Consider the following 26,193-nt stretch of genomic DNA (forward strand, 5'->3'; position numbering starts at 1 on the left):
TAGCAAGAAAAATCGATATCAGCAGTACATGATGGTTCGATATTATTTCTCACTGACTACATATTCTTCAATTAATAAGAGTACCTGTGCGTGAAACCAAAAATTTGGCAACGATTTACTGCACCATTTATTGAACCTTATGCGCGCTATCAGCACGCTGATATCTTGCATGCCATACGTATAGGTGCAGCCATCGTACTTGCGCTGTTAGCCAATCAAATAAGCCGTTTTCCACACGGAGAATGGACGACGATCACCGTCTTTATTATTTTAGGATTGCTACAGTATCAAGGCGCTATTTATACCAAGGCCAAAGAGCGAGTACTGGGCACAGTTTTAGGTATTGTCGTGGCATTTGCGATCTTATGGTTCAATAAAGGGACGGGTGCTTGGTTAGGGATAGAGTACTTGCTGATTGGAATGATCAGTGGGGTTATTGGTTATTTTTCGGTCAGGCGGCTAGGCTATACCGGATTACTGACTGGCATTACTATGCTAATGATCGTCTCTAATTTAAATCAAATTAACATAGCGCAAGATGGTGTCTATCGCGCACTCAATATTTTAATTGGTACGGGTATTGCGGTCATAGTGACAGTGGTCTTGCCCCTCAAATCTACCTTAATGTGGCGCTTTTTATTGGCAAATAACTTGGAGGCCTGTAGCACTATTTATGCTGGTGTCGGGCATCATATCGATGCTGAAATAGTGGCTCCTAAATCGATTGTTTATACTAAAGCGACAAGCTCAGCGAGCCTGAATAATGCCAAAAATAGCGCTACTCTAGATACCCCTGTCAATAAAGCATTGTTAAAATCGCTGCAGCAAATAAACAAGCGACTACTCGCAGTACGGCCCCATATCGCTGCCACTGCAAGCGAATCAGGCATTGATAAAGAAACCATAGAAACGATTCAGCGTACCCACCGCAATATCATCGGTACCATCGATTTATTGCTCAGTGCGGCGCCGCGCTTGGCGAATATCGATATCGATGATGAAAACCATACGCTACTGATTCACTATCAGCACGAGTTGACACAAGCCATGCAGCATATCGCAGCAGTACTACGCAGTCCAAGCGATCAAACCTTTCGACCGATTACGCGTATTGCGCTATCAGAATATCCTAGCGTACAGACTGCAACGTTTGAGTGGCAGGGCTATTTTTGGCTGACGCAAACGTTGCAAACTCAACTGCGACAGCTAAGTGATCTGCTACAAGTGACCAAACCGCAGTGGTATGCTGCTTCTGGTCTGCGCTATCAAAGGCGCGAGCAGCGTAGAATGAAAGAGCAGGGTGGCGAGTCAGACTTACACTTGTAAGTAACAGAGATACTGACACCCACTTGCAACTACTTGTCAGCGTCTCTTAGTGTTATCAATAGCCAAATGCTATCTTCTTCGGATGTTTTTTTGTCGTTATGTGCTAGCATGTTTTGACCTTTGACGTCTTTTATCTTTTAATAGGTAAAAGGCGTTATTTTTTGACCATCGCTTTATTCGTGGTTAAGCCAGTAGCTAGGATTTAACCACCTTTTTATTCCTTTATTATAAGAGATACCCTGCGTGAAACCGACTTTTTGGCAACGATTTACGGCACCGTTTGTAGAGCCTTATGCCCGCTACCAGCATGCGGATATTTTGCATGCCATACGTTTGGGTGTGGCCGTACTTATTGCACTGTTGTTAAATGAGTTTACGCACTTGCCACATGGCGAGTGGACGACCATTACCGTGTTTGTAATTTTGGGTTTGTTGCAATATCAGGGCGCGATTTATACCAAGGCTAAAGAGCGGATATTGGGTACTTTGCTTGGAGTGTTGGTCGGGCTTAGCTTCTTATGGTTGATTAAAGATATCGGTGGTTGGCTGTGGTTGTATTATGGGCTGATTGGCATTATCAGTGGCATAATCGGTTATGTGGCGGTCAAGCAATTGGGTTATATTGGGCTGCTAACAGGCATTACCATGCTGATGATTGTATCGAGTCCTGACCACAGCAGTATTGCCCAAGATGGCTTATATCGCGCGTTTAATATTTTGCTTGGCGCAGGGGTGGCGGTCGCAGCAACATTAATTTTACCGCTGAAGTCGACGTTGATGTGGCGGTTTTTGTTGGCCAGCAATCTTGAGACGTGCAGCAATTTGTATGCAGGAGTGGGCAATCATATTGATGCCGATGTACTAGTACCCAAGCCGTTTAAATATAGTAAGGCGACCAGTTCAGCCAGTATTATTTATCCATCGAGCAGTTCTATACCGGATACACCCGTCAATAAAGCCTTGGTGAAGGCGTTACAAAAGATTAATAAGCGCTTGCTTGCCGTGCGTCCGCATATCGCAGCGACTGCCAGTGAATCGGGCATTGATAAAGAAACGCTAGAAACCATTCAGCGTACCCATCGTAATATTATCGGTACCATTGATTTGCTGTTAAGTGCCGCACCGCGCTTGGCAAATATCGAGATTGACGATGAAAATCATATTTTGCTTATCCATTATCAGCACGAATTAACGCAGGCAATGCAGCATATGGCTGCGGTATTACGTAGCCCAAACGATGAGGTATTTCGCCCCATTACTCGCATCGCGGTATCAGAGTATCCGAGCGTGCAGAATTTAGGTTTTGAGTGGCAGGGCTATTTTTGGTTGACCCAAACTCTGCAAGTACAGTTGCAGCGATTAAGTGATTTATTACAAAAGACCAAGCCGCAATGGTTTGCTGCTTCTGGCCTGCGTTATCAGCGCCGTGAACAGCGCCGTATTGAGCATAAAGGCAGCGAGACAGATTTACATTTATGAAGAAAACAAATAAAAACGCTGACTCTCACAAGTCAGCGTTTTTACTTAAACAATATTTTTAGGGCGTGTTTTTCTAGCCTTCTGTATTAACGACCCGTTTTTAGCTTATCCCAATACTGCTGGTACACTTGCAGGGCTTCATCACCGACGTCTTCTTGGAATTCAGCTTTGGCCAACACCTCTTTGCTAGGATAAATGGTTGGGTTATTACGCACGCTTTCCTCCATCAGCTCACGCGCTGCCAAGTTCGGCGAGGCATAACCAATCTCTTCACTGACAATCTTGGCGTTCTCAGGACGCAGTAGGTAGTCGATAAATTTGTGCGCGGCATCCACCTGTTTGGCGTTCTTCGGAATGACAAAGTTGTCCATCCAGAGTATCGCGCCCTCGCTTGGGTACTTATAGACCAAGCTGGTTAAGCCTTCGTCATTGGCCATGACGGCTTCGCCATTCCACGTCATACCGAGTGACGTTTCGCCTTCGATATAAGGCATGCGTGTCGCATCTGAGTTAAAGGTTTTGACGTTTGGCATCAAGGTAGTGAGCTTGTCATAAGCGGCTTTGATCTCGTCAGGATTGCTGCTGTTACCCGAATAGCCAAGGGTGAGGAGCGCCATACCAAACACTTCGCGTACATCATTGGTCAGCATCACTTGACCTTTATACTCAGGTTTCCACAGATCGTTCCAGCTATTGACCGTCGCAGGATCGACCGAATCGCCATTGATGGCCAAACCAGTGCTGCCCCACATATAAGGAATTGAGTATTTGTTCTCAGGGTCAACCTTGGTATTGGTAAATGAGGTATCGAGGTTTTTAAAGTTACTCAGTTTAGATTTATCAAGCTCTTGCAATAGCCCTTCTTTGGCCATTTTTTCGACATAATACGTCGATGGAATCGCTAAGTCATACTGACTAGAATCATCGAGTAGTTTGAGCTTGGCGTACATGGCTTCGTTAGAGTCAAAGGTGGTGTAATTGACCGAAATGCCCGTCTCTTCTTCAAAGCCATCCAAAATCTCTTGCGGCATGTACTCTGACCAGTTATACAGATTTAGCGTCTCATTGCTAGCAGTAGCGTTGCCATCAGCGGCATTGTCAGCGTTGCTACAGCTGGCCAGTGCTAGGCCGACTGCCATGGCTAATAAGGCTTTTGGTACTAAACGACCGTTACGCGCCGCTGTGTTGGCAGTGGCATGGGGCGATGATAAATGAGTCAAAATATCTCTCCTAGATAAAGGTAAGGCAAATCGATAAAAATAAATAAAGGCGGCTAATGATTACAGGCTCAGCACCGATAGTTGCCCTGTTATGGTTATTATACCCAGTAATTTAAAGGGCAATCGCGAATAGACATTACGATAGGCAATGCCTTACAAGTCGAAGGCAGTGTCAGAATAGCCCAGCCTAGGTAAAGCAATCAAAGGAAGCAATCATGCTATGATGAGCTGGTTTATTTTTATACCGTATTTTCAATAACGTGAATAGACCAACCATACCATAATAATAAAGGATGCAACATCATGACCCAGAATAACACTGTTATACCGGCGTTATTGCCTGAGAAAGTCGCCATCGTCACTGGTGCCAGTCGTGGACTAGGCGCACAAATTGCCCAGCAAATGGCAGCGGCAGGGGCAAGCATTTGTGTCAATTATCTCAATAGTAAAGAGGCTGCTGAGGCAGTCGTTGCCGACATCGTCGCTGCTGGCGGGCAAGCATTTGCTTATCAAGCTAATGTCACTGAACTTGAGCAAGTACAAGCGCTGGCAAAGGCGGTCGTTGCGCGCTACGGGCGCATTGACATAGTGGTCAATAACGCCTTGCCAAGCTACCAATTTAATCCTAGTGCCGACTATACCAGTATTGAAACCGTTAAATGGGCGCACTTCTCCCAGCAAATGGATGGCATCGTCAAAGGCGCAGTTAATACCGTACAAGCAGTACTACCACAAATGAAAACGCAAAAAATGGGCAAGATTATCAATATCTCAACCAACCTTGTTTATAATCCTGTGGTCACTTATTACGACTATACGACTGCCAAATCGGCGTTGATTGGACTGACGCGTAATTTAGCCGCTGAGCTTGGTCAACATGGTATCCGCGTGAATTTGTTGGCAGGTGGCTTGCTTAAAACCACGGACGCCAGCCGCTCAACAACTGAAGAGGTATTTGATTATATCGCCAGCACCACACCGTTACGTCAAGCGACCTCAGTGGATGACTTTGCCAATGCTGTATTGCTCATGGCATCGGATTTGAGTGCGGCTATTACTGGTCAATCCATTGCTGTGGATGGTGGTTTGACGATGCCTTAACGATACCTCAACGATGAATCAACAATGCCTTGAGCGGTTAGTGGCATAGATTAAGACACTAAAAAATGTATAGGTTTTCAAAATTAAAAGATGAATCACTTGATAAGCAACTTGATTGAATTAAGAAGAGGAATGAGATGAATAATCGTAAACGTGCTGCAATAATCACGGCTGTGCTTGGTATCGTCGCCTTTATGACGCTGTTTAACGCTGGCTCACCGACCGCTATTATTAATTGGCCAGTTGAGACTTATATGGGCTTGGCATTTACGATTGGTTGGTTGAGTAGTGTGCCCAACTGGCTAGCTTATGTATTGGCAGCGGTGGTGCTTATTTTGATTATGGTCGAATTTTATAAAATGGGTAGTTGGGTTTATGGATTGATTGCAGCGAAGGGTTGAGTCTTTCTTTTCGGGTTAAAATTTCAACCTATACAGCCCCTAGTCATGTTTGAAAAAAAGTGGCTAAATAAGCAAGTTAACAATATAACAGATTAAAAATGGTTGCTTGCGTTGTTCATTATTTAGTACGTAATTAGGACTAAAAACTTTCAATCTAGAAATGAATAAAAAGTGGCCTGATAAAAATGTTAGTGAAGAGAAGTCATTTATGATCGCCTCAAAAAATATCTATAAAGTTGTCGTTATACTATTTATAGCTATATATACAACTGCCTGCCAAGAAGAAGGGCAAAACAATAAAGTCTATGAGACGGTATGTGTTGATGCAGATACCTCGATTAAAGGCGATGTAACAGACAATGGTATTTTATGGTCGCTAACCCACAAAGATTTAAAGTATATCTTATCATTGGTCACACAAGAGTCTGATAGAGATATTTATATCATGAACTCTATAACCACTTGTGATATGACATTCAAAGATATCAAAATACATAATAATATTTGTGAGATTACTTTAAATGCTGGTGCTTATGGCTATGTAGAATGCAGCGATGGTTCTAAGTATAGCTTTGGTTGTTATAAAGATGAGTGCAGCCAGTACTTTCCATTTCCGTACGAAGAGCAAAATTAAAGGTAAGTATTTTTTAATAAAGCTTTCAATAAAAATAGTCAGAGACTTTAATAATTTTGAAATACAGTATTATGCAACATCTTACTATTGTTAGTTTAGATAACTATGAAATTGAAACTGTATAAGGCTTAGCTTAGATCCAAACGCTCAAGCACTGACTGAATACCACGCTCTTCAATCGTGCCTGTGACAAAATCTGCACGCGCAATCAAATCCGGTTGCGCATCGCCCATTGCTACGGCAAAGCCTACCAAATCAAACATCTCCAAATCATTCATCCCATCACCAAACGCCATGCAGTCGCTAGCATCGATGCCATAATATTCACAAACATCGAGAATGCCACGCGCTTTTGAGGCGTCACTCGGTAGAATATCCGCGCCAATATGATGCCAATGTACTAATTTCAATCCATCCGAGGCAAAATCGATATCTTGCATTTTATCGACCTGATTATTAAAAAATACCGAGCACTGATAGACTTCATTACTTTGGTAATAACAGGGATCAACGATTGAGTTCGGCGTCCGCGCATTAAACTCTCGCAGACGATCGTTTTCATCTGACCACGCGATATGCGTCGCAGAATCGAATTTATGAATAAGTTGACTGGCTTGGCACAGCGTTACGATTTTAGCCGTTTGCATATCTGATAATGGATAGTGACTGATTCTGCTATGGTTATCAAAGCTATATTGACCATTCATACAGATGATAGCGTCGAGGACATCGGCTTCAAGTAACGCTAAAATGTCAGGCGGTAATATGGCTTTTGAGCGACCTGTGGAGATGACTAATTTAACATCGCTGTCGGCTAAGGCTTCTAAAGTGGCTTGATTGTGTTCTGCGATAATTCCTGCACGACTTAGCGTATCATCAATATCAAAAAAGATGATCTTTGGCGTTGGAATTTTATTGGTACTTGAGGCGCCGCTGGCTTTGAATTCGGTAAACATAAATATCCTTTATAGTTTTATACTTTATTTTTTATTGCAAGTGTTATTTTATAGATACTAGCTTAAGTTTCTTTATCAAGTTTTTTTAAGAAATCATTAGCATTTTTTAGATGCTCTTTTTGTTGAGCTTTATCCATCTTATCCCACATCGATAGTAGCATACCAATACGCGGATTCTTTTCAAAAAAGTCACGATGGACATGCATAAAGCGCCAAAACAAGCCATCCCATATCGCCGCCCATTCTAATGTCTCGCCTTTGGATTTAACGGGATAATCACTCATTTTATTAATATAATTACTACCACTGATATACGGCTTAGTCGCCATAAGACCACCATCGGCAAACTGACTCATGCCATAGATATTGGGCACCATGACCCAGTCATAGGAGTCAATAAATAGCTCCATAAACCATTGATAAACCTCATCAGGATCAAACTCACACAGCAGCATAAAGTTGCCAAAAACCATCAGGCGCTCGATATGATGCGCGTAGCCGGTTTTAAGCAGCTTTTTAATCGTGGTATCAATCGGCTCAATGCCGGTATCACCGGTATAAAAGCTTGGCGGTATCTTACGTTTAAAACCCCAAAAATTACTCGTGCGCTGCTTACGCCCGATAGACTCATAGAGCCCATACATAAACTCACGCCAGCCTATGATTTGGCGTATAAAGCCTTCTAAGGAATTAATAGGAATGTCATATGCTTCGCTAATCTCAAGCGTGCGCGTGATGACTTGTTCAGGCGTTAACAGTCCCGTATTCAGCATTGGGGTTAAAATACTATGATGCAAAACGTGCTCGTCGGCAACGATAGCGTCCTCGTATTTACCGAAGTCTTTGAAGCGTTTCGATAAAAAATTCTCTAGCCAAGCTTCGGCCTCAATATGACTGGTCGGATAGCGAAAGTCAGGATTGGCCTCACCGTAGTGCGTGATAAAGTTGTCCTCAACATACGCTATTGCTTCTTCGTAATATACGCTTAATTCAGGGAATTCGACCGCAGGCGGTGTCTGTTTACGTGGATACTTTTTGCGATTGTTTTCATCGAATGACCATTGCCCACCGATAGGTTTTTGCTCGTCATCGATAAGGATGTTTTCACGTTTTCGCGCTTGGATATAGAAGTCATGATGAAACAGTCGATTGTTTTTAAAGAAGTCACAATAGATAGGTAGCGGGTTCAAAAACATTTGCGTTGGCGAAACATCAAACTCAATATCAGCTTTTACTATGGCTTCTTGAATGTGCATCCGTAACCAGTCATCGACGATATCAATGCAGTATATTTTTGCAATGGCATCGCTATTATTAATGTCAGTATCAGGCTCATGCTTAATACTGACAAAGCTAGCAATGAGCTGGCGGCAGTCACTATGCTCATGTGATGAGTCAATATAATGTACGGTTTTGCCCGCATTAATTAATTTCTGCTCATAGGCTTTCATACTGGCACGATGCAGGACTAGCTTTTGTTTATGAAAAGGAAACTGGGTAAAGTACAAGTCCTCTTCAATCAGGTAGCACTCCTCTTGCCAAAGCGAGGTATCAGCAAACAGTTGATGCGGGAAAATTAGGCTGATACGTTTACTCATGGCGTAAGCTTATATTCACTAAGACAAGCCATTATAAATGAGCGGTTATGAGGTTGTAATGGTGGGTTATGTTACTGGTTTCGCGCCCAAACAATGTCTTTAATACTATTGTTGCGAAGATTAGAAAAGTGTTTTGCTTGGTTGCCACTATAAAGAAGGGATAAAAAACCCCATATAGTAATTATTAATATAAAGAGTTAAGCCGTAAAAATTGAACGCTAACAATAAAAACGAGGACTCCCTAATGACTGATTTCGTCCAAAACAATACTAGCCAACAAGCCCTCGACGATGATTTATTCAGTCTCGCGCCAAGACATCCAGATAGCCGCTTAGAGGCAGATTGGTTGTTTTTATACAATAAGCTGCCACCTGATCAATGGTTTGCCGCCGATTATGCCTATAAAACTTCAGGTTGGCTCAAGGTGCACACCAATATTCGTAAACGCCAACGCATCCTCACTCAAATTAGCGAGGCTTATATTGATGGCGAGTTTGATTGGGCGGAATATCGCTCACAAATCCTCAAACGTATCAATATGCATATCTTAAAGTTGCATCAACACCATGGGGTAGAGGACGATGGGTTTTTCCCAGAGTTTGTGAGCATGTATCCTGCACTCGCGCCTGCTTTTGAGATATTAGGTCATGATCACGAGTATCTCAATGCGCTACTGGATAAATTGCAAAGTCAAAACGATACGCTGGCGAGAAGTGAGGTTGAGGATAAAGCGTTGGCAGAGCAATTGCATCAAACCTTGGTGGATGCAACCGATTTACTCTTGCAACATTTGACCGATGAGGAAGACTTGGTGATTCCTATTTTGGGGTTGAGGCAGGGTTAGGAGAGGAAGATACTGTATTTAAAGCTTCAAGAAATAAATTAGTGAAATTAACTAAAAATTGCTGAAAATAATTTTGAGCCACCATAAATAATTACTAAAAACACAACTGTCATCATGACGTAATAAAGATGCCTTTGTTTCTGTATAAGACTGTTGATTTGTTTCTTATCCTTTCCCCATTGCTCCTTTAAGCTAGATGGGATTTTTCCATGATCTTCAAACTGTTCAACCTGAGTCTTGATATTACTAAGAACTTCACTTTGCACAGTCAAAGCAAAATAACAAATAGTAGCATAAGCAATCAGTGCAAGAGCAATAATAATATGGCCTACATAGTCGACCTGTATCTGATTGCTTCTTAGCAACGCTGGTATAGCTGCAGCGATTGGCAAGGCTAATACCTGCGATAATATTTTTGAAATACTATCATTAACGCGGTTTATAAACTTTTCACTATTTTCCTCAAGTTTTTTGACGAACTTTTCATATCTGAAGTCTTCAATATACAAATCAAACTGTGCAAGAGTTGCGTTATAAATATTTTGAATCTCTAATACTATATCTATTAGGTTTAACTCTTCCTCATTCTCTCGAGTATTAGCAAGGACATATGAAAGAATGGCCTTTTTTTCGCTGAGATGTTTACTTGCTTGATCGTCATCTAGCCAATCACAGAAATCTTCAATAACCTTTTTAGTTTTTTGATTAAGATCAGTAAATATCTGAATAAATTCGCCTACACGGTTAGCTATGTCATAGCTAACTTCAAAAGTATATTTACTGAAAAACACTAGTTTCTTATTACTTACATCAGGATATATACATATAGAGGCTAAATGTTGTAACAATCTTTTAACGGTATCATAGTTAGTTATAATATCTAAGGGTTCACAGTCTTTCGAATAATAATCCAATTTAACGATATAGTAGGGGTTTTTAGATATAGAGGTTGTAGACAGGGTCTTTGGGAAGTCGCTTTTGACAAATTCCTCCACACTTTGGTATAGCCATCCTAATTTAGTACTAGGAGGGTTTATTTGTAGTTCTAAGATATTACCAACAGATAAATCACCAGAAACATGAGTTATTTGAGTTTTTTCAAAATTGTTATCAGCCAGTAGTTCGCATACTAAATCAAGATCTGAGCTATTTTGAATGTGATAATCTGCGCAAACCAATTCGTTATCAAATTTGGCTTCACGATATAAACTAACTAACTGTGAAAAAATAATAGTCATTTTTACTCTGTATTATTGGCACCAAAAGCGGCGATTAGATCACTAGGTGGATTGCTTAAAATAATATTACCATTCTCATAGCGAACATCTTCATTTTGAATAGCTGTAGCGTCGAAGCTCATACTCCAATGCTGAGTTTTATGTGTAAAAACGGTAAGCCTTCTTAGTGCTGTTTTATGAGGTATGAAGCCATCTGATATTGAAGTACCGTTTTCTTCACCGCTACGCTCAATACTATCAATAAAAACTTGAGGATTTTCAGACCAAATGTTATTAGCGAAAGTTTGTAAAATAAATGGTTCATTCTCTTCGGACAACTGGCTTAAATAAGACTTAGCATTCTCTGAGAGAATTTTCCGTTCATTTAAATCCATACCTTGTTCCGTTGCAAAATTATTAATAAAAGTAACTAAGTTTTTGGTTTCGAAATTCGCCATTACTGCATCGTTACAACCCATAAATCTTCTAAAGTAATCAGATACATTACCTTGACCCTTAAGAAAGCTGATGTAACGTTTATCGCAATTGACATCTTGCCATTCATTCAAATTAATTCGACCTGCGAACCTCATATTATCTATATTCAGAAATTCATCTAGGGTTAAGTTCCAGTCTTTTGCCATTACACCAGTTTTTTCAGTGAGCAATGCTATTAGGAAATAATCTTCATTTGCCTCAGTGTAATGTATGAAAGCAATTTTACCCCCTTTGGCTCCAGCTTGACTTTCGCTTCGTGCTTTGAGTACATTCATTAAGCGTTCTGTTGTTATAGCAAAGTCATCTGAATGATCTTCATTAAGGTAGTTTTCTAATATAGTTGATATTGGGAAGTTGTCGATATCCTCTTCAAATTTTCCATACCCTTTACCTGCTTTACCTCTATAACGATCAATTAGCTGATTAAGCAACTCATGACTTGTGTCTGAAATATTTAATACTTCAGGGTTGATTTCAATCCTAACGTTTTCAGTAGTTCCTTGCTCTTTGTGAAGAATATGATAAGTAATATTTTCTATCATTTATAACCCTTATTTTAACTTAGTAATAGCTAGATGAATATAGATGGGAAGTATACGTATGTATTAGACGTCAAGTAGTGTCGTCACATCTGAAATTAAACTACTTTTAATTTTTATAGACATTTGTAGATTATAAACGAAAAAAGGCATCTTAAGATGCCTTTTTATTAAGATGTTTTATATTCGACCTAATCACCCAACCTCAACACTCGTCACATTCTGAAAGCCTCTTGGCAACTGTCCACCACGATTACCGCGACTGCCTTTATAATTTGCCAAATCCATCGGCTTTAAGGTCACATGACGTTTGCCCGCCGTAATGATCAAGCTATCTTGCAAGCTCATTGGGGTGATAGCTAATACCTCTTCATCGCCTTTGAGGGTAATCATCTTATTGCCCTTTCCGCGTGCTTGCTCAGGCAAATCCTCTAACGCAAAGATGAGTAAATATCCGGCATTCGTCACGACGGCGACGTGGTCAGGCGTATGCTTAATAGTATTGTCATTATCTTCACTATTGGCAGTATTCTCGACTGGCGCATCGATCCGAGCGACGGGAAGCAAGCTTTTATCACTAGCGAAGTTAATGATATTTTTACCCGCTTTTTGGTTGCTATCGAGGTTGCCGATTGTATTGATAAAGCCATAACCTGCGGAGCTGGCGAGGATGATACGCTCATCATCTTTGCCTGTGAGCAACTGCTCAAAACTTGCACCTGCTGGCGGTTTGAGCACGCTGGTCAACGGATCACCTTGACCACGCGCGGAAGCGAGATTGTGCGCATCGATACTATAGCTACGCCCAGTGCTATCGAGGACATAGATTTTTTCGTTGGATTTACCGCGCGCGTAGGCTTGATAGCCATCGCCTGAGCGATAACTCATGCCTTGAGCATCGACATCATGACCTTTGGCCGCGCGTATCCATCCCGCTTTGGATAAGATAGCGGTAATCGGCTCACTCGGTATGAGATCCGACTCTTTGAGCGCTTGCGCTTCTTCGCGTTCTGCCAATTGTGCCACGCGCTCGTTACCGTGTTCTTTCATATCGGCGGTAAGCTCATCAATCATCAGATTGGTCAGGCTGTCTGGATTGTCCAAGTATTCTTGAATGATAGCGCGTTCAGCAGCCAGCTCATCTTGCTCGCGGCGAAGCTCAATCTCTTCTAGTTTAGCGAGCTGACGCAGACGAATGTCCAAGATAGCATTGGCTTGTATCTCAGTCAGGTCATAGTCTTGCATCAATGATAATTTTGGATCGTCTTCTTCACGAATGATACGAATGACTTCATCGATATTCAGATAAGCAATCAGCAAACCTGCAAGGATATGCAAGCGCTTATCAATCTTATCGAGGCGATATTGCAAACGGCGCGTGACCACTGAGCGGCGACAGACGAGCCATTCTTCAAGGATTTCTTTGAGGTTTTTGACTTGAGGTTTACCATTTAGGCCAATCATATTCATATTGACGCGGTAATTGCTTTCAAGGTCGGTACTGGCAAATAAATGGCTCATTACTCGCTGCACGTCGACGCGGGTAGATTTTAGCTCAAGCACGATACGGCAAGCGTTTTCATGGTCTGATTCATCGTGAATATCAGTAATCCAAGGCAGCTTTTTATCCGTCATGAGCTTAGCGATTTGCTCTTGAATCTTATTGCCTGACACTTGGTAAGGAAGCGCATCGATGATGACGAGATTTTTTTCTTTTGGGTCAATATGAAAGGTGGCGCGCATTTTATAGCTGCCGCGACCAGTCTCATACATCGACTGCAAGTCTTTTTTACTGGTAATAATTTCAGCTGGCGTTGGCAAATCAGGTGCTGGTATTGATTGGGTTAATTGCTTAACCGATAGCTCAGGATTTTTTAGCAAGCGAATCGCTGCGCGTACCACTTCATTTAGGTTATGCGGCGGGATATCGGTTGCCATACCGACGGCAATACCAGTCGTGCCGTTTAATAAAATATTCGGCAGGCGGGCAGGCAGAGTGGTTGGCTCTTGCATGGTGCCATCGAAGTTATCTTGCCAATCGACCGTGCCTTGTCCGAGTTCTGCAAGCAAAGTATTGGCATAAGCAGACATTTTAGCTTCGGTATAACGCATCGCGGCAAAGGACTTGGGATCATCAGGGCTACCCCAGTTACCTTGACCAGTGATCAGCGGATAGCGATAACTAAACGGCTGTGCCATCAGCACCATCGCCTCATAACAGGCGCTATCACCATGCGGATGGTATTTACCCAGCACGTCACCGACGGTACGCGCAGACTTTTTCGCTTTCGCCGTCGATTTTAGCCCAAGCTCGCTCATGGCATAGACGATACGACGCTGGACAGGTTTTAGGCCGTCAGCGATATTGGGCAACGCCCGATCCATGATGACGTACATGGCATAGTTGAGATAGGCTTGTTCGGTGAATTCCGCCACGGAGCGGGTATCCATCACATCATCAGATAGAATCGCAGGACTGTTATCAATAATATCAGGCATAAAATAGGGTTCACTTATCAGTTTTAATAGATATAAATAATTGGTGCAAGTGTGCAAATAGGATAGTGCTATCGTAAAGGATATTGGCAAAATTAAAAAGGTATAAGTCAGAATAGACGACAGGTCATGACGTGCCAGATAGATGTACTGATGGCACTTTGGCTGATAGCTTTTACAAAATAAGATAAGTATAGTGAATTAGACGCATATGGTTTGCCTTTTTACTAAACGCCTGTTTCATAAGGCACTATGCAATAGTGCTCAGCAATAATTATTATAAAAGCTTTAACACAGAACCATTATCATCGAACTGTCTATCCAAGCCGTCTATCATATGGAGTAGCTATTATGTCATCGTCATCTATATCACCTGTCTATTTATCACGAACGCATGCTCATTCTTTAACCAAAAATGCGCTATTAGTCAGTGCTGTCGCCAGTATGATGGGACTGACGGCGTGTAGCTCATCACAGGTAAGTAAACCGATGACGGAGACATCGAGCAGTACCGTCACGCAAGATGCAACAGCGTCAAACCAAAATATTACGTCACCTGTCATAGTGGTAGAAACATCAGCACAATCAGAGATGATAGCGCCAAGTAGTTTCTATACGAAAAGCGCCAATACTAGAATGATAAACGCTGCACCGCAGTTGAGTGTACGACCATTATCAGGAATCATTGTACAGCCAAAAGACCGTGATAATTATCAAAAAAACGACGCCAATCCGGTACACCGCACTACTGAGATGGCGGTTGCCACTCTATCCATCGATACCGATACTGGCAGCTACGCCAATGTGCGCCGCTATCTTAATGACGGGCAGCTGCCACCTGTCGATGCCGTGCGCGTAGAGGAGTTGATTAACTATTTTAATTATCAATTTGATGATGGCAAACGTATCGCCAATGCACCTTTTGTGGTCGCAACAGAAGTGGTTGATTCGCCGTGGGACAAGGCCGATCAGGATAATAAAATTGTCAAAGTTGGGATTAAAGCAGTTGATAATAGCTGGTCTAATAAAAGCACCAATCAAGTTATGCCGCCCGCCAACTTAGTGTTTTTGGTCGATGTGTCAGGCTCCATGTCATCACGCGATAAACTGCCATTAGCACAGTCGTCATTGAAGTTGCTCACCGAGCAGATGCGCGCGCAAGACAGTATTAGCATTGTCACGTATTCGGGCAGTACAAGTGTGGCATTGCCTGCGACCAAGGGCAATCAAAAAGCCAAAATACTTACTGCCATAGAGAGCTTAAATGCTGCTGGCTCGACCAATGGCGAAGACGCCTTAAAACTGGCCTATAGACAAGCGCAACAAGCGCTGAAAAAAGACGGTATCAATCGTATTATCATGCTCACCGATGGCGATTTCAATGTCGGTATTAGTGACGTCGACGAGATGTTGGACTTGGTCAAAGCCAATCGTGATCGTGGTATCTCTCTATCGACTGTCGGTTTTGGTCGTGGCAATCTCAACGATTATATGATGGAGCAGATGGCGGACAACGGTAATGGTAATTACAGCTATATCGACAGTTTGACTGAAGCCAAAAAAGTCTTTGGCGATGAGCTGGCAGCGACCTTTAACACTGTTGCCAAAGACGTCAAGGTACAAGTGGAGTTCAATCCAAATGTGGTTAGCGAGTGGCGTTTAATCGGTTATGAAAACCGTGTACTGAACGAGCAGGATTTTAATAATGATAAAATCGATGCCGGCGAGTTGGGAGCAGGTAAGGCAGTCATTGCATTGTTTGAAGTGACATCAACTGGTGCAAAAGGATTGTTTAGCGACCGCCGTTATAGTGATAGCGATAGCAAATCTAGCGTCAAAAACAGTCAGGCACTAAATGAGCTTGGCTATCTAAAAATTCGCTATAAAGCGCCAAAAGGTGGCAGCTCTAAGCTCATTAATCAACCGATTAATAAGCGTAGCCAGTCTTTAGACAGTGCCAATGTAGATACCCAGTTTGCCATCGCCGTTGCAGGATTTGGTCAACGCTTAAGTCAGAGTGACTATATCAATGATTGGCAATATAGTGACAGCTCTAAACTGGCGACAAATACCTTTACCAAGCAACCAAATAGCGATAAAGAGGGCACGCGCCGTAACTTTGTGACCTTAACAGAACTTGCTAGTGCGCTCGACAGCAAACGCTAATGAAACGGCTATTAGGTTACGATGGCTGATATAAATAGATAAATGTTCAGTATTGAAATATGGTAATAATTGCTGTCAACTGCTATCAATTATCAGGTAAGCTATTGATATAAAAAATAATATAGTGCGTCAAGGTACTTTGCGAACTCAGGTAGCAATCTTTTGTATTGAGTAGTTTGTATAAAGTGTGTATGTTAAAGAACAAAGGGCTATTTAACGCTATATTGTTTACTCATCGCCATACGCCCACTTCGTCAGCCTCGCCATCCTGAAGAGGATTTGCTTGCGCTCCGAGTTTTCGTATGTTTATCACCCTGTGATTGATATGGGTGAACGATAGCGCACTATTTACTAGGAGAGATAAGATTATGGAAAATCAAGGCAACCTCATTCGTCGTAATGACAAAGTATGGGTCAAAACTTACGAAAAACTTGGTATTCAGTATAATATTGAGATGCCACCTGCCAACACTTCTTTAATCGACATACTTGAGCAAAACTTCATCAACCATGCGGGTAGAACTGCATTTGTCTGCATGAATGTCGAGCTCTCTTACGAAGATTTAGACCGTTATAGCAAACAAATTGCCGCTTATTTGCAGTCACTTGGACTGAAAAAAGGCGATAAAGTCGCGGTTATGATGCCAAACATCTTGCAGCTACCCGTTGCTGTATTGGGTGTATTGCGCGCTGGTATGACCTTAGTGAATGTCAATCCGCTTTATACGACAAAGGAGCTTGAGCATCAGTTAGAAGACTCTGATACCAAAGCTTTGATTCTGTTAGAGAACTTTGCCAAAACCTATGAAGACATTGGCAAAAACTTGGTTGATCATGTAGTCGTGACCTCTATGGGTGATTTGATGAGTCCACTAAAAGGCCTCATTGTGAACACAGTGGTGCGTCATGTCAAAAAAATGGTACCTGCATTCCATATCAAAGGTAGCGTAAAATTCAAAAAAGCGCTAAACCGCTTCCCAGCCAAGAGCTATAAACGCCCTAATAACATTGGTCTCGACGATGTCGCGGTACTTCAGTATACCGGTGGTACCACGGGTGTTGCTAAAGGCGCGATGTTAACGCATGGCAACTTAGTCGCCAACCTGATTCAGTGTGATACTTATCTTGGCGATGCGTTTGATAAGTTTGAAAAAATGAATGAGCAGCCGGTTATCATGACGGCCTTGCCGCTATATCATATTTTCTCGTTTACCGTTTGTGGTATGTATGGCTTATATCGCGGTTGTATCGGTTCACTGGTACCCAATCCACGTGATGGTGCCAGCTTGATTAAAGCTTACAAAGACTATCCACCAGCGTTTTTCCCAGCGGTCAATACCCTGTTCAATGCCCTTGCTAACAGCGAAGTTTTTCAAGCGCTAGATCATAGCAAGCTTGAGATGTCGATGGGTGGCGGTATGGCAGTATTAAAAGATACGGCAGAGAAGTGGCAGAAGATTACCGGTAACGTGATCGTACAAGGTTATGGTTTATCAGAGACGTCTCCTGTTGCTTCAGCAAACCCACAAGGTACTGGCGAGTTCTCAGGTAACATCGGTTTGCCAATGCCAGCAACGGATATGGCCATCTTGGATGAAGAAGGCAATGAAGTGGCCCTTGGTGAGCGCGGTGAAATTTGTGTTCGTGGTCCGCAGGTTATGAAAGGCTACTGGAAACGTGATGATGCGACTGCTGAAGTCATGACATCTGACGGTTATTTCCGTACCGGTGATATTGGTGTTATGGACGAAGAAGGCTACTTTAAGATCGTCGATCGCAAAAAAGACATGATCTTGGTGTCAGGCTTTAACGTCTATCCAAACGAAGTGGAAGATGCCATGTCAGGTCATCCAAAGATTTTGGAATGTGGCGTCATCGGTATCGATGATGAAAAAAGTGGAGAAGTGCCGAAGATTTATGTGGTGCGTAGTGATGAGAGCCTTACCGCTGAAGACGTCATCGCCTATGGCAAAGAGAATTTAACGGGCTATAAACGTCCTCGCTATGTTGAGTTTATCGATGAGCTACCAAAATCTAACGTCGGTAAAATCCTACGTAAAGATCTGCGTGCGCTTGAAGAAAAAAATCATGCTAAAGGATAAAAAGGTAGACGGTAAACAATCTATTCTAGATAGATTGTTATCAGTGACTTTCGCAGTTGTTTGCTAAGTGACTTTTTACGAGCACTGGTAACCATTGTCGCACTATGAGACATCGTGATGACCAAAAATGATAAGGCCGTTTGGATACGGTCTTATCATTTTTTTTGTTTCTAGCAGCGTGTTTTGCCAGTATTCATAGAGAATTATGAGTAAAACTGCTATAGTGCCTGCCGATATATTTTCTTATTTAGCGATAGAATAGCATGGGTTTGGCGCTATAGAGCTGGCATGATTATCGTCGTAAAAGCGTATTAGCGGCTTAACTTTTTTGCTCGATTTGTAGTAGGCTTAGTAATGAGCGTCAGGATTGTTTGTCTATTTGAAGGCATAAATAAGTCTCTGACGACCAAGGTATTTCATCAGATTATTCTATCTTTTTAACGGTAATATTTAGGGAAAGTTATGACGGACAATATCAATAAAGAGACAACCAACGACAATGTGGCGAAAGATACTCAGTCAGCAACCGAGACAAACACCTTTCCTACGATGCCGACGATAGCCAGCGACAGTCCTTGGCTGAATGCTTATGAGCGTTATGGTATCGATGCGACTATCGACATGCCAGATGACAGTACCTCTTTACTTGAAGTGTTCGAGCGTAACTTTAGCCGTTATGGACAAAAACCTGCCTATATCTGCATGGGTTCGTCTATTAGCTTTAAGCAATTAGACCTATACAGTCGCCAAATTGCTAGTTATTTACAGTCGTTAGGACTGGTCAAAGGCGACAAAGTGGCAGTAATGATGCCCAATGTCCTGCAATATCCGATTGTGATGCTAGGTATCATTCGGGCAGGTATGGTATTGGTCAATGTCAACCCGTTGTATACCAGCCGTGAGCTGTCGCATCAGTTGCACGACAGCGGTGCCAAAGCGTTATTCATCGTCGAAAACTTTGCCAAGACTTATGAAGAGGCGCAAGATAAAGGTCAGGTCAAGCACGTCATCGTCTGTAAGCTTGGTGATATGCTTGGCACGGTAAAAGGCACTGTGATTAATCTCGTCGCTCGCCATGTCAAAAAGATGATTCCTTCTTATAGTCTGCCAGAGAGCACCAGCTTTAAGCATGCGCTAAATGCGGTCTCAGCCAGCAAATATAAGCGCCCTGATATGAATCTAAGCGATGTGGCGTTGTTGCAATATACTGGCGGTACCACTGGGGTGGCCAAGGGTGCGATGTTGTCGCACGGCAACTTAGTCGCCAATATGCTACAGATCAGCGCCTTGATGAACAGCGCCTTTGAAGACGATGCTGAAGCGAATGATGTCATCCTGACTGCGCTACCGCTATATCATGTGTTCTCATTTATGGTGTGCGGTATGTATGGTATGTATCAAGGTTATGCGGGACTACTGATTCCTAATCCTCGCGACCTTGACGGCCTGATCAAAGAGATGGCCAAATATAAACCGTCTTTTATTCCTGCAGTCAATACCTTGTTTAATGGCTTAGTACATAAAGAAAGCTTTGCAGACTTAGATTTCTCTAACCTAAAAGCAGCTATCGGTGGCGGTATGTCTGTCCTGCCAAGCGTGGCAAAAGAGTGGCATAAAATCACTGGTTTGCCTATCGTTGAAGGTTATGGCTTATCTGAGACCTCGCCTGTGGTGGCCTTTAACCCCATGACCATCGCTGAATTCACGGGTAAAATTGGTATTCCGGCCTCTAGCACCGATGTGATTCTTATCGATGATGACGAAAAAGAAGTGTCTATTGGTGATCGTGGTGAGATTTGTGTCAAAGGTCCACAGGTAATGATTGGTTATCAAAATCGCCCAGAAGAAACCGCTGAGAGCTTTACAGCCAATGGTTACCTAAAAACAGGTGACATCGGTATCATGGACGAAAAAGGCTTTATCAAAATCGTTGATCGCAAAAAAGACATGATTTTGGTCTCTGGCTTTAACGTCTATCCGAACGAAATCGAAGAAGCCATGAGTGAGCATCCAGCAGTTGTAGAGTGCGGTGCTATTGGGGTGCCAAGTGACAAGCGCGGCGAAGAACCAAAAATATTCGTGGTCAAAAAAGGCGACGTGACCGAGCAAGAGCTGCTTGATTTTGGCAAAAAGCAATTAACTGGTTACAAGCGTCCGCGTCATGTTCAGTTCGTCGATGAATTACCAAAATCAAACGTGGGCAAAATCCTGCGTAAAGAATTGCGTAAGATGGAAGGGTTAGAATAAATGTAGCATTACAACTGACCAACGCAGCGGCGTAATGGCTTGAGCGAATCTTGCTATTGCGCCGCTGCCACGTTAGGATATCTTAAGATTTGGGTTCGCTAAGGCGTTCAGTTAGCTTCTATTCGATCATAGAATTCTATTTGACGATATAAACACAGTGCTAGATAAAGTTTGGCTAGTCAGTTGACCCTCTATTTATTATTTTTATGACATTGCTTTTATAACACCGTACTAGGGATTTTTATGCGTATTGACAATCGTGAGCTTGACCAACTTCGCTCGATCAGCTTTGAGCGCCATTATACTAAGCATGCTGAAGGGTCTGTATTAGTCAGCTTTGGCGATACTAAAGTACTGTGTACGGCTAGTGTCGAATCAGGCGTACCGCGTTGGCTCAAAGGTAAAGGTAAAGGCTGGATCACCGCAGAATATGGTATGTTGCCACGCGCGACCAATACCCGTAACCAACGTGAAGCGGCACGCGGCAAACAGTCAGGTCGTACCCAAGAAATCCAGCGTTTGATTGGTCGTAGCTTACGGGCGATGATTGACTTGAGCAAGCTGGGTGAAAATACCATTTATCTTGATTGTGACGTGCTACAAGCTGATGGCGGTACTCGTACTGCAAGTGTGACCGGTGCAGCGATTGCACTTATTGATGCGTTAGAAAGTATCCAAAAAACTAAAAAGCTAAAAGCGGATCCCCTGATTGGTTTGGTCGCGGCGGTGTCAGTTGGTATGAAAGATGGTAAAGCGTATCTAGATTTGAACTACGAAGAAGATGCTAGCTGTGATACCGATTTGAATGTGGTTATGACCCAAAAAGGCGAGTTTATCGAGTTGCAAGGAACGGCGGAAGAAAAGCCATTTACTCGTGCGCAAGCCGACGATATGCTGATTCTCGCTGAAAAAGGCATCGCTGAGCTTATTGCCATGCAAAAAACAGCCTTAGGTTGGTAACTTGCTATTAATGCTTAAGAGACTTTGATAGTCTATTTTGATTTTATCGTTATCCTATAATAGGTAGTACTGCATGCTTAAGCTGACTGATGATGGCGCCAAAATTACCTTACAGGATCAGCCACCAATGGCTGATAATGGCCTGTTTTGGTTTGGGGCCGCGTTATTGGTTGGTGCGGTTGCAGTTGCGATGGCGATGAGTCTACTCTCTGAGCGTTTGGCTATTGGTGCGCTGGCGTTGCTTATTATCGGCAGTTTTATTTTTAATAAGCAACGCCAGCAGCGTAAAAAATCCATGAGTGGCGTTATCAATAGCGGCATCTTGTGGGTGCGTGTAGGCGAATTGGTTCATGACAATCACGGTAAGCGTGCGCATATTCAACTGCTTGATGGCGATAAAGTGAATCTCATCGGCGCACAGCTACAAATTGTCGATAGTGACAATGCACGTAAGTACCATATTAGCGGCTTCGATACTGCCCAAGAAGCAACTGCTGCCAAAGCTATTTTGCAAGGTCAAGCATTGGGCAAGCGCCATGTGAATATCAAGATGGATGATGATACGCCCTAGCATTAAAAATCTAGCATGGTATTTAGACATCATAATATGTAATGACGTAACGCAATCACTTAAACCTCACCGAATATCTGAAATACTCAGCGAGTTACTTTATTTTTTGGCTTTAATTTATTAAGGTAGCTTCTCTATAAGAATAGATTCTTTCGTTTTTTTATTGAAAATGAATGTTTGCTTATCGCCTACAAAGTGTAATTCATCCTTATAGCCGTAATCGAGCGGCTCGTCTTCAAAGTCTATAGGAATGATGATTTCTCCTTTAGCGTCAATTAATCCCCATTTTTCTTCTGACTGAACGACAATGCTGTCATTATTTAATGCTGTGATTTTAGAGAACCGCTTATCAGGATGAAGGCGCTTGCCTTGAGCATCATATAGGCGCCAGTCTCCTGGGTCAGAAAACCCTACCATTGTGGTCGTCATACTATCTGTCGTTGCACTATCAAATATACTAAACTCTTTTATATCATGGTATTTGATAGGCACTATGGTCTTATTGGTGGAACTTATCATACCCCATGCGTTTGGTTTTGCCGCAAAGTAGGTCTGCGCCCCAATTTGCATCAGTCTATTGTACATGGGCGGTATAAGCACGTTGCCTTTCACATCTATCATGCCAGTCTTACCGTTTTTACTGACCCTATAGCGGTTAGGATTATTATAAGTAATCCTGTCAAAGGGTAGCGGTAAAACCTTACGACCTTGTTTATCAATAAACCAGTTTTTATTGTCTATTTTGACAACCGCAATACCGTCATGAAATGCTTGTGCACGCTTATAAATGTTTTTAATGACCAGCGTTCCAGCAGTATTTATATATCCCAATTTGCCGTCTTTTTGAACTGCTGATAGGCCATCACTAAATGGAGATATATCTTCATATACGATAGGAGTCATGAGCTGTTCTTCTTTATTAGCCAAACCTTGTAGATCATCACGTGCCACTAAAAATAGCCCATTGAGTGAGACGCCTTCATAATCATAGTCATCGGACAAATATATCTTCCCAGACGAATCAATGACTCCTTGATTATGGCCTTTTGCGATAGAGCCATAGCCATTTGCATAACAGCAAATTAGCATATCATATTCAGGGGGTATCAGGATGCTGCCGTGACGATCGATAAGCCCGTACTTGTCCTCTTTCCTGATCGTTCGAACACCTGATTCATCATCTGGATATCCCAATTTATCGTATTCTACTGCTAAAATGATTTCGCCAGCACCATTAATGAGACCGTATTTTTTGTTTTTTTCAACCACTCTCAAATCTTGTTCATCGGCGGTACTAATATCAGCGTATTCAACTGGAGCGATAAGTTGACCCGCGGAGTTGGCAAGGCCGTAAAGATTGTCGTTTTTTAATTCGTATTTTTTATCGTCAAAAACGGAGATGTTATCGTAGTTGGCTGACGATACAATCTTACCTTCGTTATTAATAAAGCCAACCTTGCCATCCTTTTTGAATGTTTCTATTCCAACCTCATCGGGATAGAAGCTAGGCAGTTGGTCAAACTCAAAGGGATGTAGAATATTGCCTTTTAAATCTATGAGCCCCCATTTGTCCTCCTTCCTTGCTTTTAGCATCATAGGACGATGCGAAAACGTTTTAATCTCTTGATACTCAATTGGGCTCAGTAGATTTCCTAGTTCGTTGGTTAGACCATATCGGTTACCTATAGCAACTTTGCCGTAATAAGGCTCTCTACAACAAAATAAGCGGTCGTATTTTGCAGGTAAGACAATATGACCTTTTTCGTCAATTAACCCTTTTTTCTCCTGTTTTGAAATCAAGGCTCGATTGTGATTGTGGTCATTATCTAGACTGTCAACCCAATCATACTCCAAGGGCAATACGATGTTTCCAAGAGGATCAGCCACTCCATACTTTCCGTCTTGATTTAGGCGAAAGTAGTGATTGTCATAGAGCGTAATGCCATCATAAACGGTCGGTAAAATCTGTTTTCCTTGTTTGTTGATGATACCTTTTTTACTGCCACTAGCCACCCCTAATAGCGTGTCATTAATATCAATAAAGTTGTCGAACGTATAATCTGTTAACAGCGCCCCTTTTTCATTGACTAAAGCCCATAAGGTGTTATCAAGCGTTGCCACCGTTAATTTATCTTCGCGTAAACAGCCTACGTAGGTAGCACCATTCACTGACGGTTTGACGCACTCTTCATTGGCATGAACCATAGAAGTGGGTATAAAAATACAAACAATAATCAGTTTTTTAATCGACAACACGCTATTTCCTAAGTTTTTTATCGTTTGGATGAATAATAACTCAACTAAATTTAAATGGTAAGGTGGTCTTAAGGTTTTCTTATAATGCATTTGGGTTTGAGAATGTATTCACAAAGCTTGCAGACGCATAGCGAAATAGTTTATAAGTAAGCCTGCAATGTTCGATTGTCATTTATGCGATGACTTATATTTTATTGGCAAGGAGTTAGCCCATGTCGTGTTTGCCCATATCGTTGGTTTCAGCGTCGTGTAGCTTATTTTTATTAACTTTTGGCGTTGTCAGCCAAGCTCAAGCAGATAGTATGAGCGCACTCATTGCCCAAAAGTCCGTCCAGTCTGATTATGCTTCACCTTCATACTCTTCCGTGCCCTCTGCCAAAGTGAGCACGCGCTCTACGATTCAACGTGCTGGCAGCTATCGCTCAAGCCCTATCAATGTTCGCCCGACAACCAACACCACTTATTCAACCACGACTTATTCTAATAACACCCTTTACACCAATCCGCCAGCTGTCAATACTGCTTATCGTTATCCTGACGTACAACGTCAAGCACCTAGGGCATTACCCGCGTTTTTGTCCGGTAATTATGACAATGTCGATAGTGAGTATTTACCGTTACTCAGCAGTGCTGAGATGCAAAGCAACAGGGCGGCGCGTGAGGTGGTAAGTACCGCGCGCAAAATGGCACTGAACGAGCGCGCGATTGTTCAAGGCGGCTGTTGGGATTATCTGGATGCGGTATTTAAGCGCGCAGGGGTGACTCGTGATACTGTGCATAAAGGCACTTATGGGCAAGGACCTTATGCCAACAGTAGTGAGATTGAGGTCGGTGATTGGCTCTATTATATCAATCATGGCTACAATGGCGTCGAGCATAGCGGTTTGTTCGTCGGTTGGGTCGATGAACGTGCAAAGCAAGCCTTGATACTGAGCTATGCAGGCGAAAACCGCCGTGAGCCTGCGCGCTACCGTGTGTATGATTTAAGCAATGTCTATCAAATCATGCGCCCTAGTGTGTAAGCACTAAGGTTCAAAAGGTTCTAATAAAAAACGTCCGTTACTTATTAAAGTAGCGGACGTTTTTATTTTTAGATCGTTAGTTCTAAAGCCGGTCATCAGTCATTTGTCTGAATGTTAGAAGGGTTTGACCACCACTAAAATGACGATAATTACTAAGGCAAAAACTGGTACTTCATTAAACCAGCGCCAAAACTTGTGTGATTTATAGTGAGGATTATCCATCAGCTTTTTGCGATAAAAACCACACGCACCGTGATAGCCAGATAGTAGTACCACTAATAACAGCTTGACGTGCAACCAGCCTTGGGTTTTATAAACATCCCAGCCAAGTCCCAACATCCATAAACCGAATACCCATGTCGCTATCATCGATGGCGTCATAATACCGCGATATAACTTGCGCTCCATAATGACAAAGCGCTCTTGGCTAATGCTATCATCGCTCATCGCATGATAAACAAACAGTCGCGGTAAATAAAATATCGCGGCAAACCAGCACACCATAGAAATAATATGTGCCGCTTTAATCCAGTTAAAATAATCTGGCATCATCCTCTCTC

General features: G+C 42.4%; 20 protein-coding genes. 12 read left to right on the plus strand and 8 right to left on the minus strand.

Features of this window, described 5'->3' with window-relative positions; genetic code table 11:
• Positions 1 to 90: 90 nt before the first annotated feature.
• A complete protein-coding gene (locus W293_RS0109825) occupies positions 91 to 1,326 on the plus strand; it encodes an FUSC family protein (RefSeq protein WP_025652260.1) in 1,236 nt (411 codons plus the stop codon).
• Positions 1,327 to 1,569: 243 nt separating this feature from the next.
• Positions 1,570 to 2,805, plus strand: a complete 1,236-nt coding sequence (locus W293_RS0109830; protein ID WP_025652261.1) for an FUSC family protein — start codon at positions 1,570 to 1,572, stop codon at positions 2,803 to 2,805.
• Between the two features lie 86 nt (positions 2,806 to 2,891).
• On the opposite strand, the gene W293_RS0109835 is transcribed toward W293_RS0109830, so the two are convergent.
• Positions 2,892 to 4,025: an ABC transporter substrate-binding protein gene (locus tag W293_RS0109835; protein ID WP_025652262.1), complete on the minus strand. Its 1,134-nt coding sequence runs from the start codon at positions 4,023 to 4,025 to the stop codon at positions 2,892 to 2,894.
• Between the two features lie 303 nt (positions 4,026 to 4,328).
• Between W293_RS0109835 and W293_RS0109840 the strand changes: the two genes are divergently transcribed.
• From W293_RS0109840 to W293_RS0109850, 3 genes are all read left to right on the plus strand, one after another.
• Positions 4,329 to 5,126: a 3-oxoacyl-ACP reductase gene (locus W293_RS0109840; protein WP_051395094.1), complete on the plus strand. Its 798-nt coding sequence runs from the start codon at positions 4,329 to 4,331 to the stop codon at positions 5,124 to 5,126.
• 137 nt (positions 5,127 to 5,263) lie between these two features.
• Positions 5,264 to 5,527 carry a hypothetical protein gene (locus tag W293_RS0109845; protein WP_025652264.1) on the plus strand — a complete coding sequence of 88 codons (264 nt, stop codon included), beginning with the start codon at positions 5,264 to 5,266 and terminating at the stop codon, positions 5,525 to 5,527.
• Positions 5,528 to 5,735: 208 nt separating this feature from the next.
• Positions 5,736 to 6,161 (plus strand): hypothetical protein, encoded by a 426-nt coding sequence (locus W293_RS0109850; protein ID WP_156915617.1) that lies wholly within the window; start codon positions 5,736 to 5,738, stop codon positions 6,159 to 6,161.
• A 128-nt stretch (positions 6,162 to 6,289) separates the two neighbouring features.
• Here W293_RS0109850 and W293_RS0109855 read toward each other — a convergent pair whose 3' ends face one another.
• Positions 6,290 to 7,117 carry a Cof-type HAD-IIB family hydrolase gene (locus tag W293_RS0109855; protein WP_025652267.1) on the minus strand — a complete coding sequence of 276 codons (828 nt, stop codon included), beginning with the start codon at positions 7,115 to 7,117 and terminating at the stop codon, positions 6,290 to 6,292.
• Positions 7,118 to 7,179: 62 nt separating this feature from the next.
• A complete protein-coding gene (locus W293_RS0109860; RefSeq protein WP_025652268.1) occupies positions 7,180 to 8,715 on the minus strand; it encodes a cryptochrome/photolyase family protein in 1,536 nt (511 codons plus the stop codon).
• A gap of 244 nt (positions 8,716 to 8,959) precedes the next feature.
• On the opposite strand from W293_RS0109860, the gene W293_RS0109865 reads away from it, so the two are divergent.
• Positions 8,960 to 9,559: a hemerythrin domain-containing protein gene (locus W293_RS0109865; RefSeq protein WP_025652269.1), complete on the plus strand. Its 600-nt coding sequence runs from the start codon at positions 8,960 to 8,962 to the stop codon at positions 9,557 to 9,559.
• Between the two features lie 47 nt (positions 9,560 to 9,606).
• On the opposite strand, the gene W293_RS0109870 is transcribed toward W293_RS0109865, so the two are convergent.
• From W293_RS0109870 to parC, 3 genes are all read right to left on the minus strand, one after another.
• Positions 9,607 to 10,797 (minus strand): hypothetical protein, encoded by a 1,191-nt coding sequence (locus W293_RS0109870; RefSeq protein WP_025652270.1) that lies wholly within the window; start codon positions 10,795 to 10,797, stop codon positions 9,607 to 9,609.
• Positions 10,798 to 10,799: 2 nt separating this feature from the next.
• Positions 10,800 to 11,816, minus strand: a complete 1,017-nt coding sequence (locus tag W293_RS0109875; protein ID WP_025652271.1) for a nucleoid-associated protein — start codon at positions 11,814 to 11,816, stop codon at positions 10,800 to 10,802.
• Between the two features lie 192 nt (positions 11,817 to 12,008).
• Positions 12,009 to 14,312, minus strand: coding sequence for a DNA topoisomerase IV subunit A (gene parC / locus W293_RS0109880; RefSeq protein ID WP_025652272.1), 2,304 nt, complete (start codon positions 14,310 to 14,312; stop codon positions 12,009 to 12,011).
• Between the two features lie 348 nt (positions 14,313 to 14,660).
• Between parC and W293_RS0109885 the strand changes: the two genes are divergently transcribed.
• From W293_RS0109885 to W293_RS0109905, 5 genes are all read left to right on the plus strand, one after another.
• Entirely contained in the window at positions 14,661 to 16,475 is a 1,815-nt protein-coding gene (locus W293_RS0109885; protein ID WP_025652273.1) for a vWA domain-containing protein, read from the plus strand.
• Between the two features lie 368 nt (positions 16,476 to 16,843).
• Positions 16,844 to 18,577 carry an AMP-binding protein gene (locus W293_RS0109890; protein WP_025652274.1) on the plus strand — a complete coding sequence of 578 codons (1,734 nt, stop codon included), beginning with the start codon at positions 16,844 to 16,846 and terminating at the stop codon, positions 18,575 to 18,577.
• Positions 18,578 to 19,039: 462 nt separating this feature from the next.
• Positions 19,040 to 20,824, plus strand: a complete 1,785-nt coding sequence (locus W293_RS0109895; protein WP_025652275.1) for an AMP-binding protein — start codon at positions 19,040 to 19,042, stop codon at positions 20,822 to 20,824.
• A gap of 243 nt (positions 20,825 to 21,067) precedes the next feature.
• Complete coding sequence (rph, locus tag W293_RS0109900) at positions 21,068 to 21,784, plus strand: ribonuclease PH (protein WP_025652276.1); 717 nt, start codon at positions 21,068 to 21,070, stop codon at positions 21,782 to 21,784.
• A 73-nt stretch (positions 21,785 to 21,857) separates the two neighbouring features.
• Positions 21,858 to 22,355: a hypothetical protein gene (locus W293_RS0109905; protein WP_025652277.1), complete on the plus strand. Its 498-nt coding sequence runs from the start codon at positions 21,858 to 21,860 to the stop codon at positions 22,353 to 22,355.
• A 120-nt stretch (positions 22,356 to 22,475) separates the two neighbouring features.
• Here W293_RS0109905 and W293_RS0109910 read toward each other — a convergent pair whose 3' ends face one another.
• A complete protein-coding gene (locus tag W293_RS0109910; RefSeq protein WP_198015440.1) occupies positions 22,476 to 24,608 on the minus strand; it encodes a WG repeat-containing protein in 2,133 nt (710 codons plus the stop codon).
• A 215-nt stretch (positions 24,609 to 24,823) separates the two neighbouring features.
• Between W293_RS0109910 and W293_RS0109915 the strand changes: the two genes are divergently transcribed.
• Positions 24,824 to 25,633 (plus strand): hypothetical protein, encoded by an 810-nt coding sequence (locus tag W293_RS0109915; RefSeq protein WP_025652279.1) that lies wholly within the window; start codon positions 24,824 to 24,826, stop codon positions 25,631 to 25,633.
• A 114-nt stretch (positions 25,634 to 25,747) separates the two neighbouring features.
• Here W293_RS0109915 and hemJ read toward each other — a convergent pair whose 3' ends face one another.
• A complete protein-coding gene (gene hemJ, locus W293_RS0109920; RefSeq protein WP_037025402.1) occupies positions 25,748 to 26,182 on the minus strand; it encodes a protoporphyrinogen oxidase HemJ in 435 nt (144 codons plus the stop codon).
• Positions 26,183 to 26,193: the final 11 nt, after the last annotated feature.

The organism is Psychrobacter sp. TB67, from assembly GCF_000511065.1.
Taxonomy (GTDB): Bacteria; Pseudomonadota; Gammaproteobacteria; order Pseudomonadales; family Moraxellaceae; genus Psychrobacter; species Psychrobacter okhotskensis.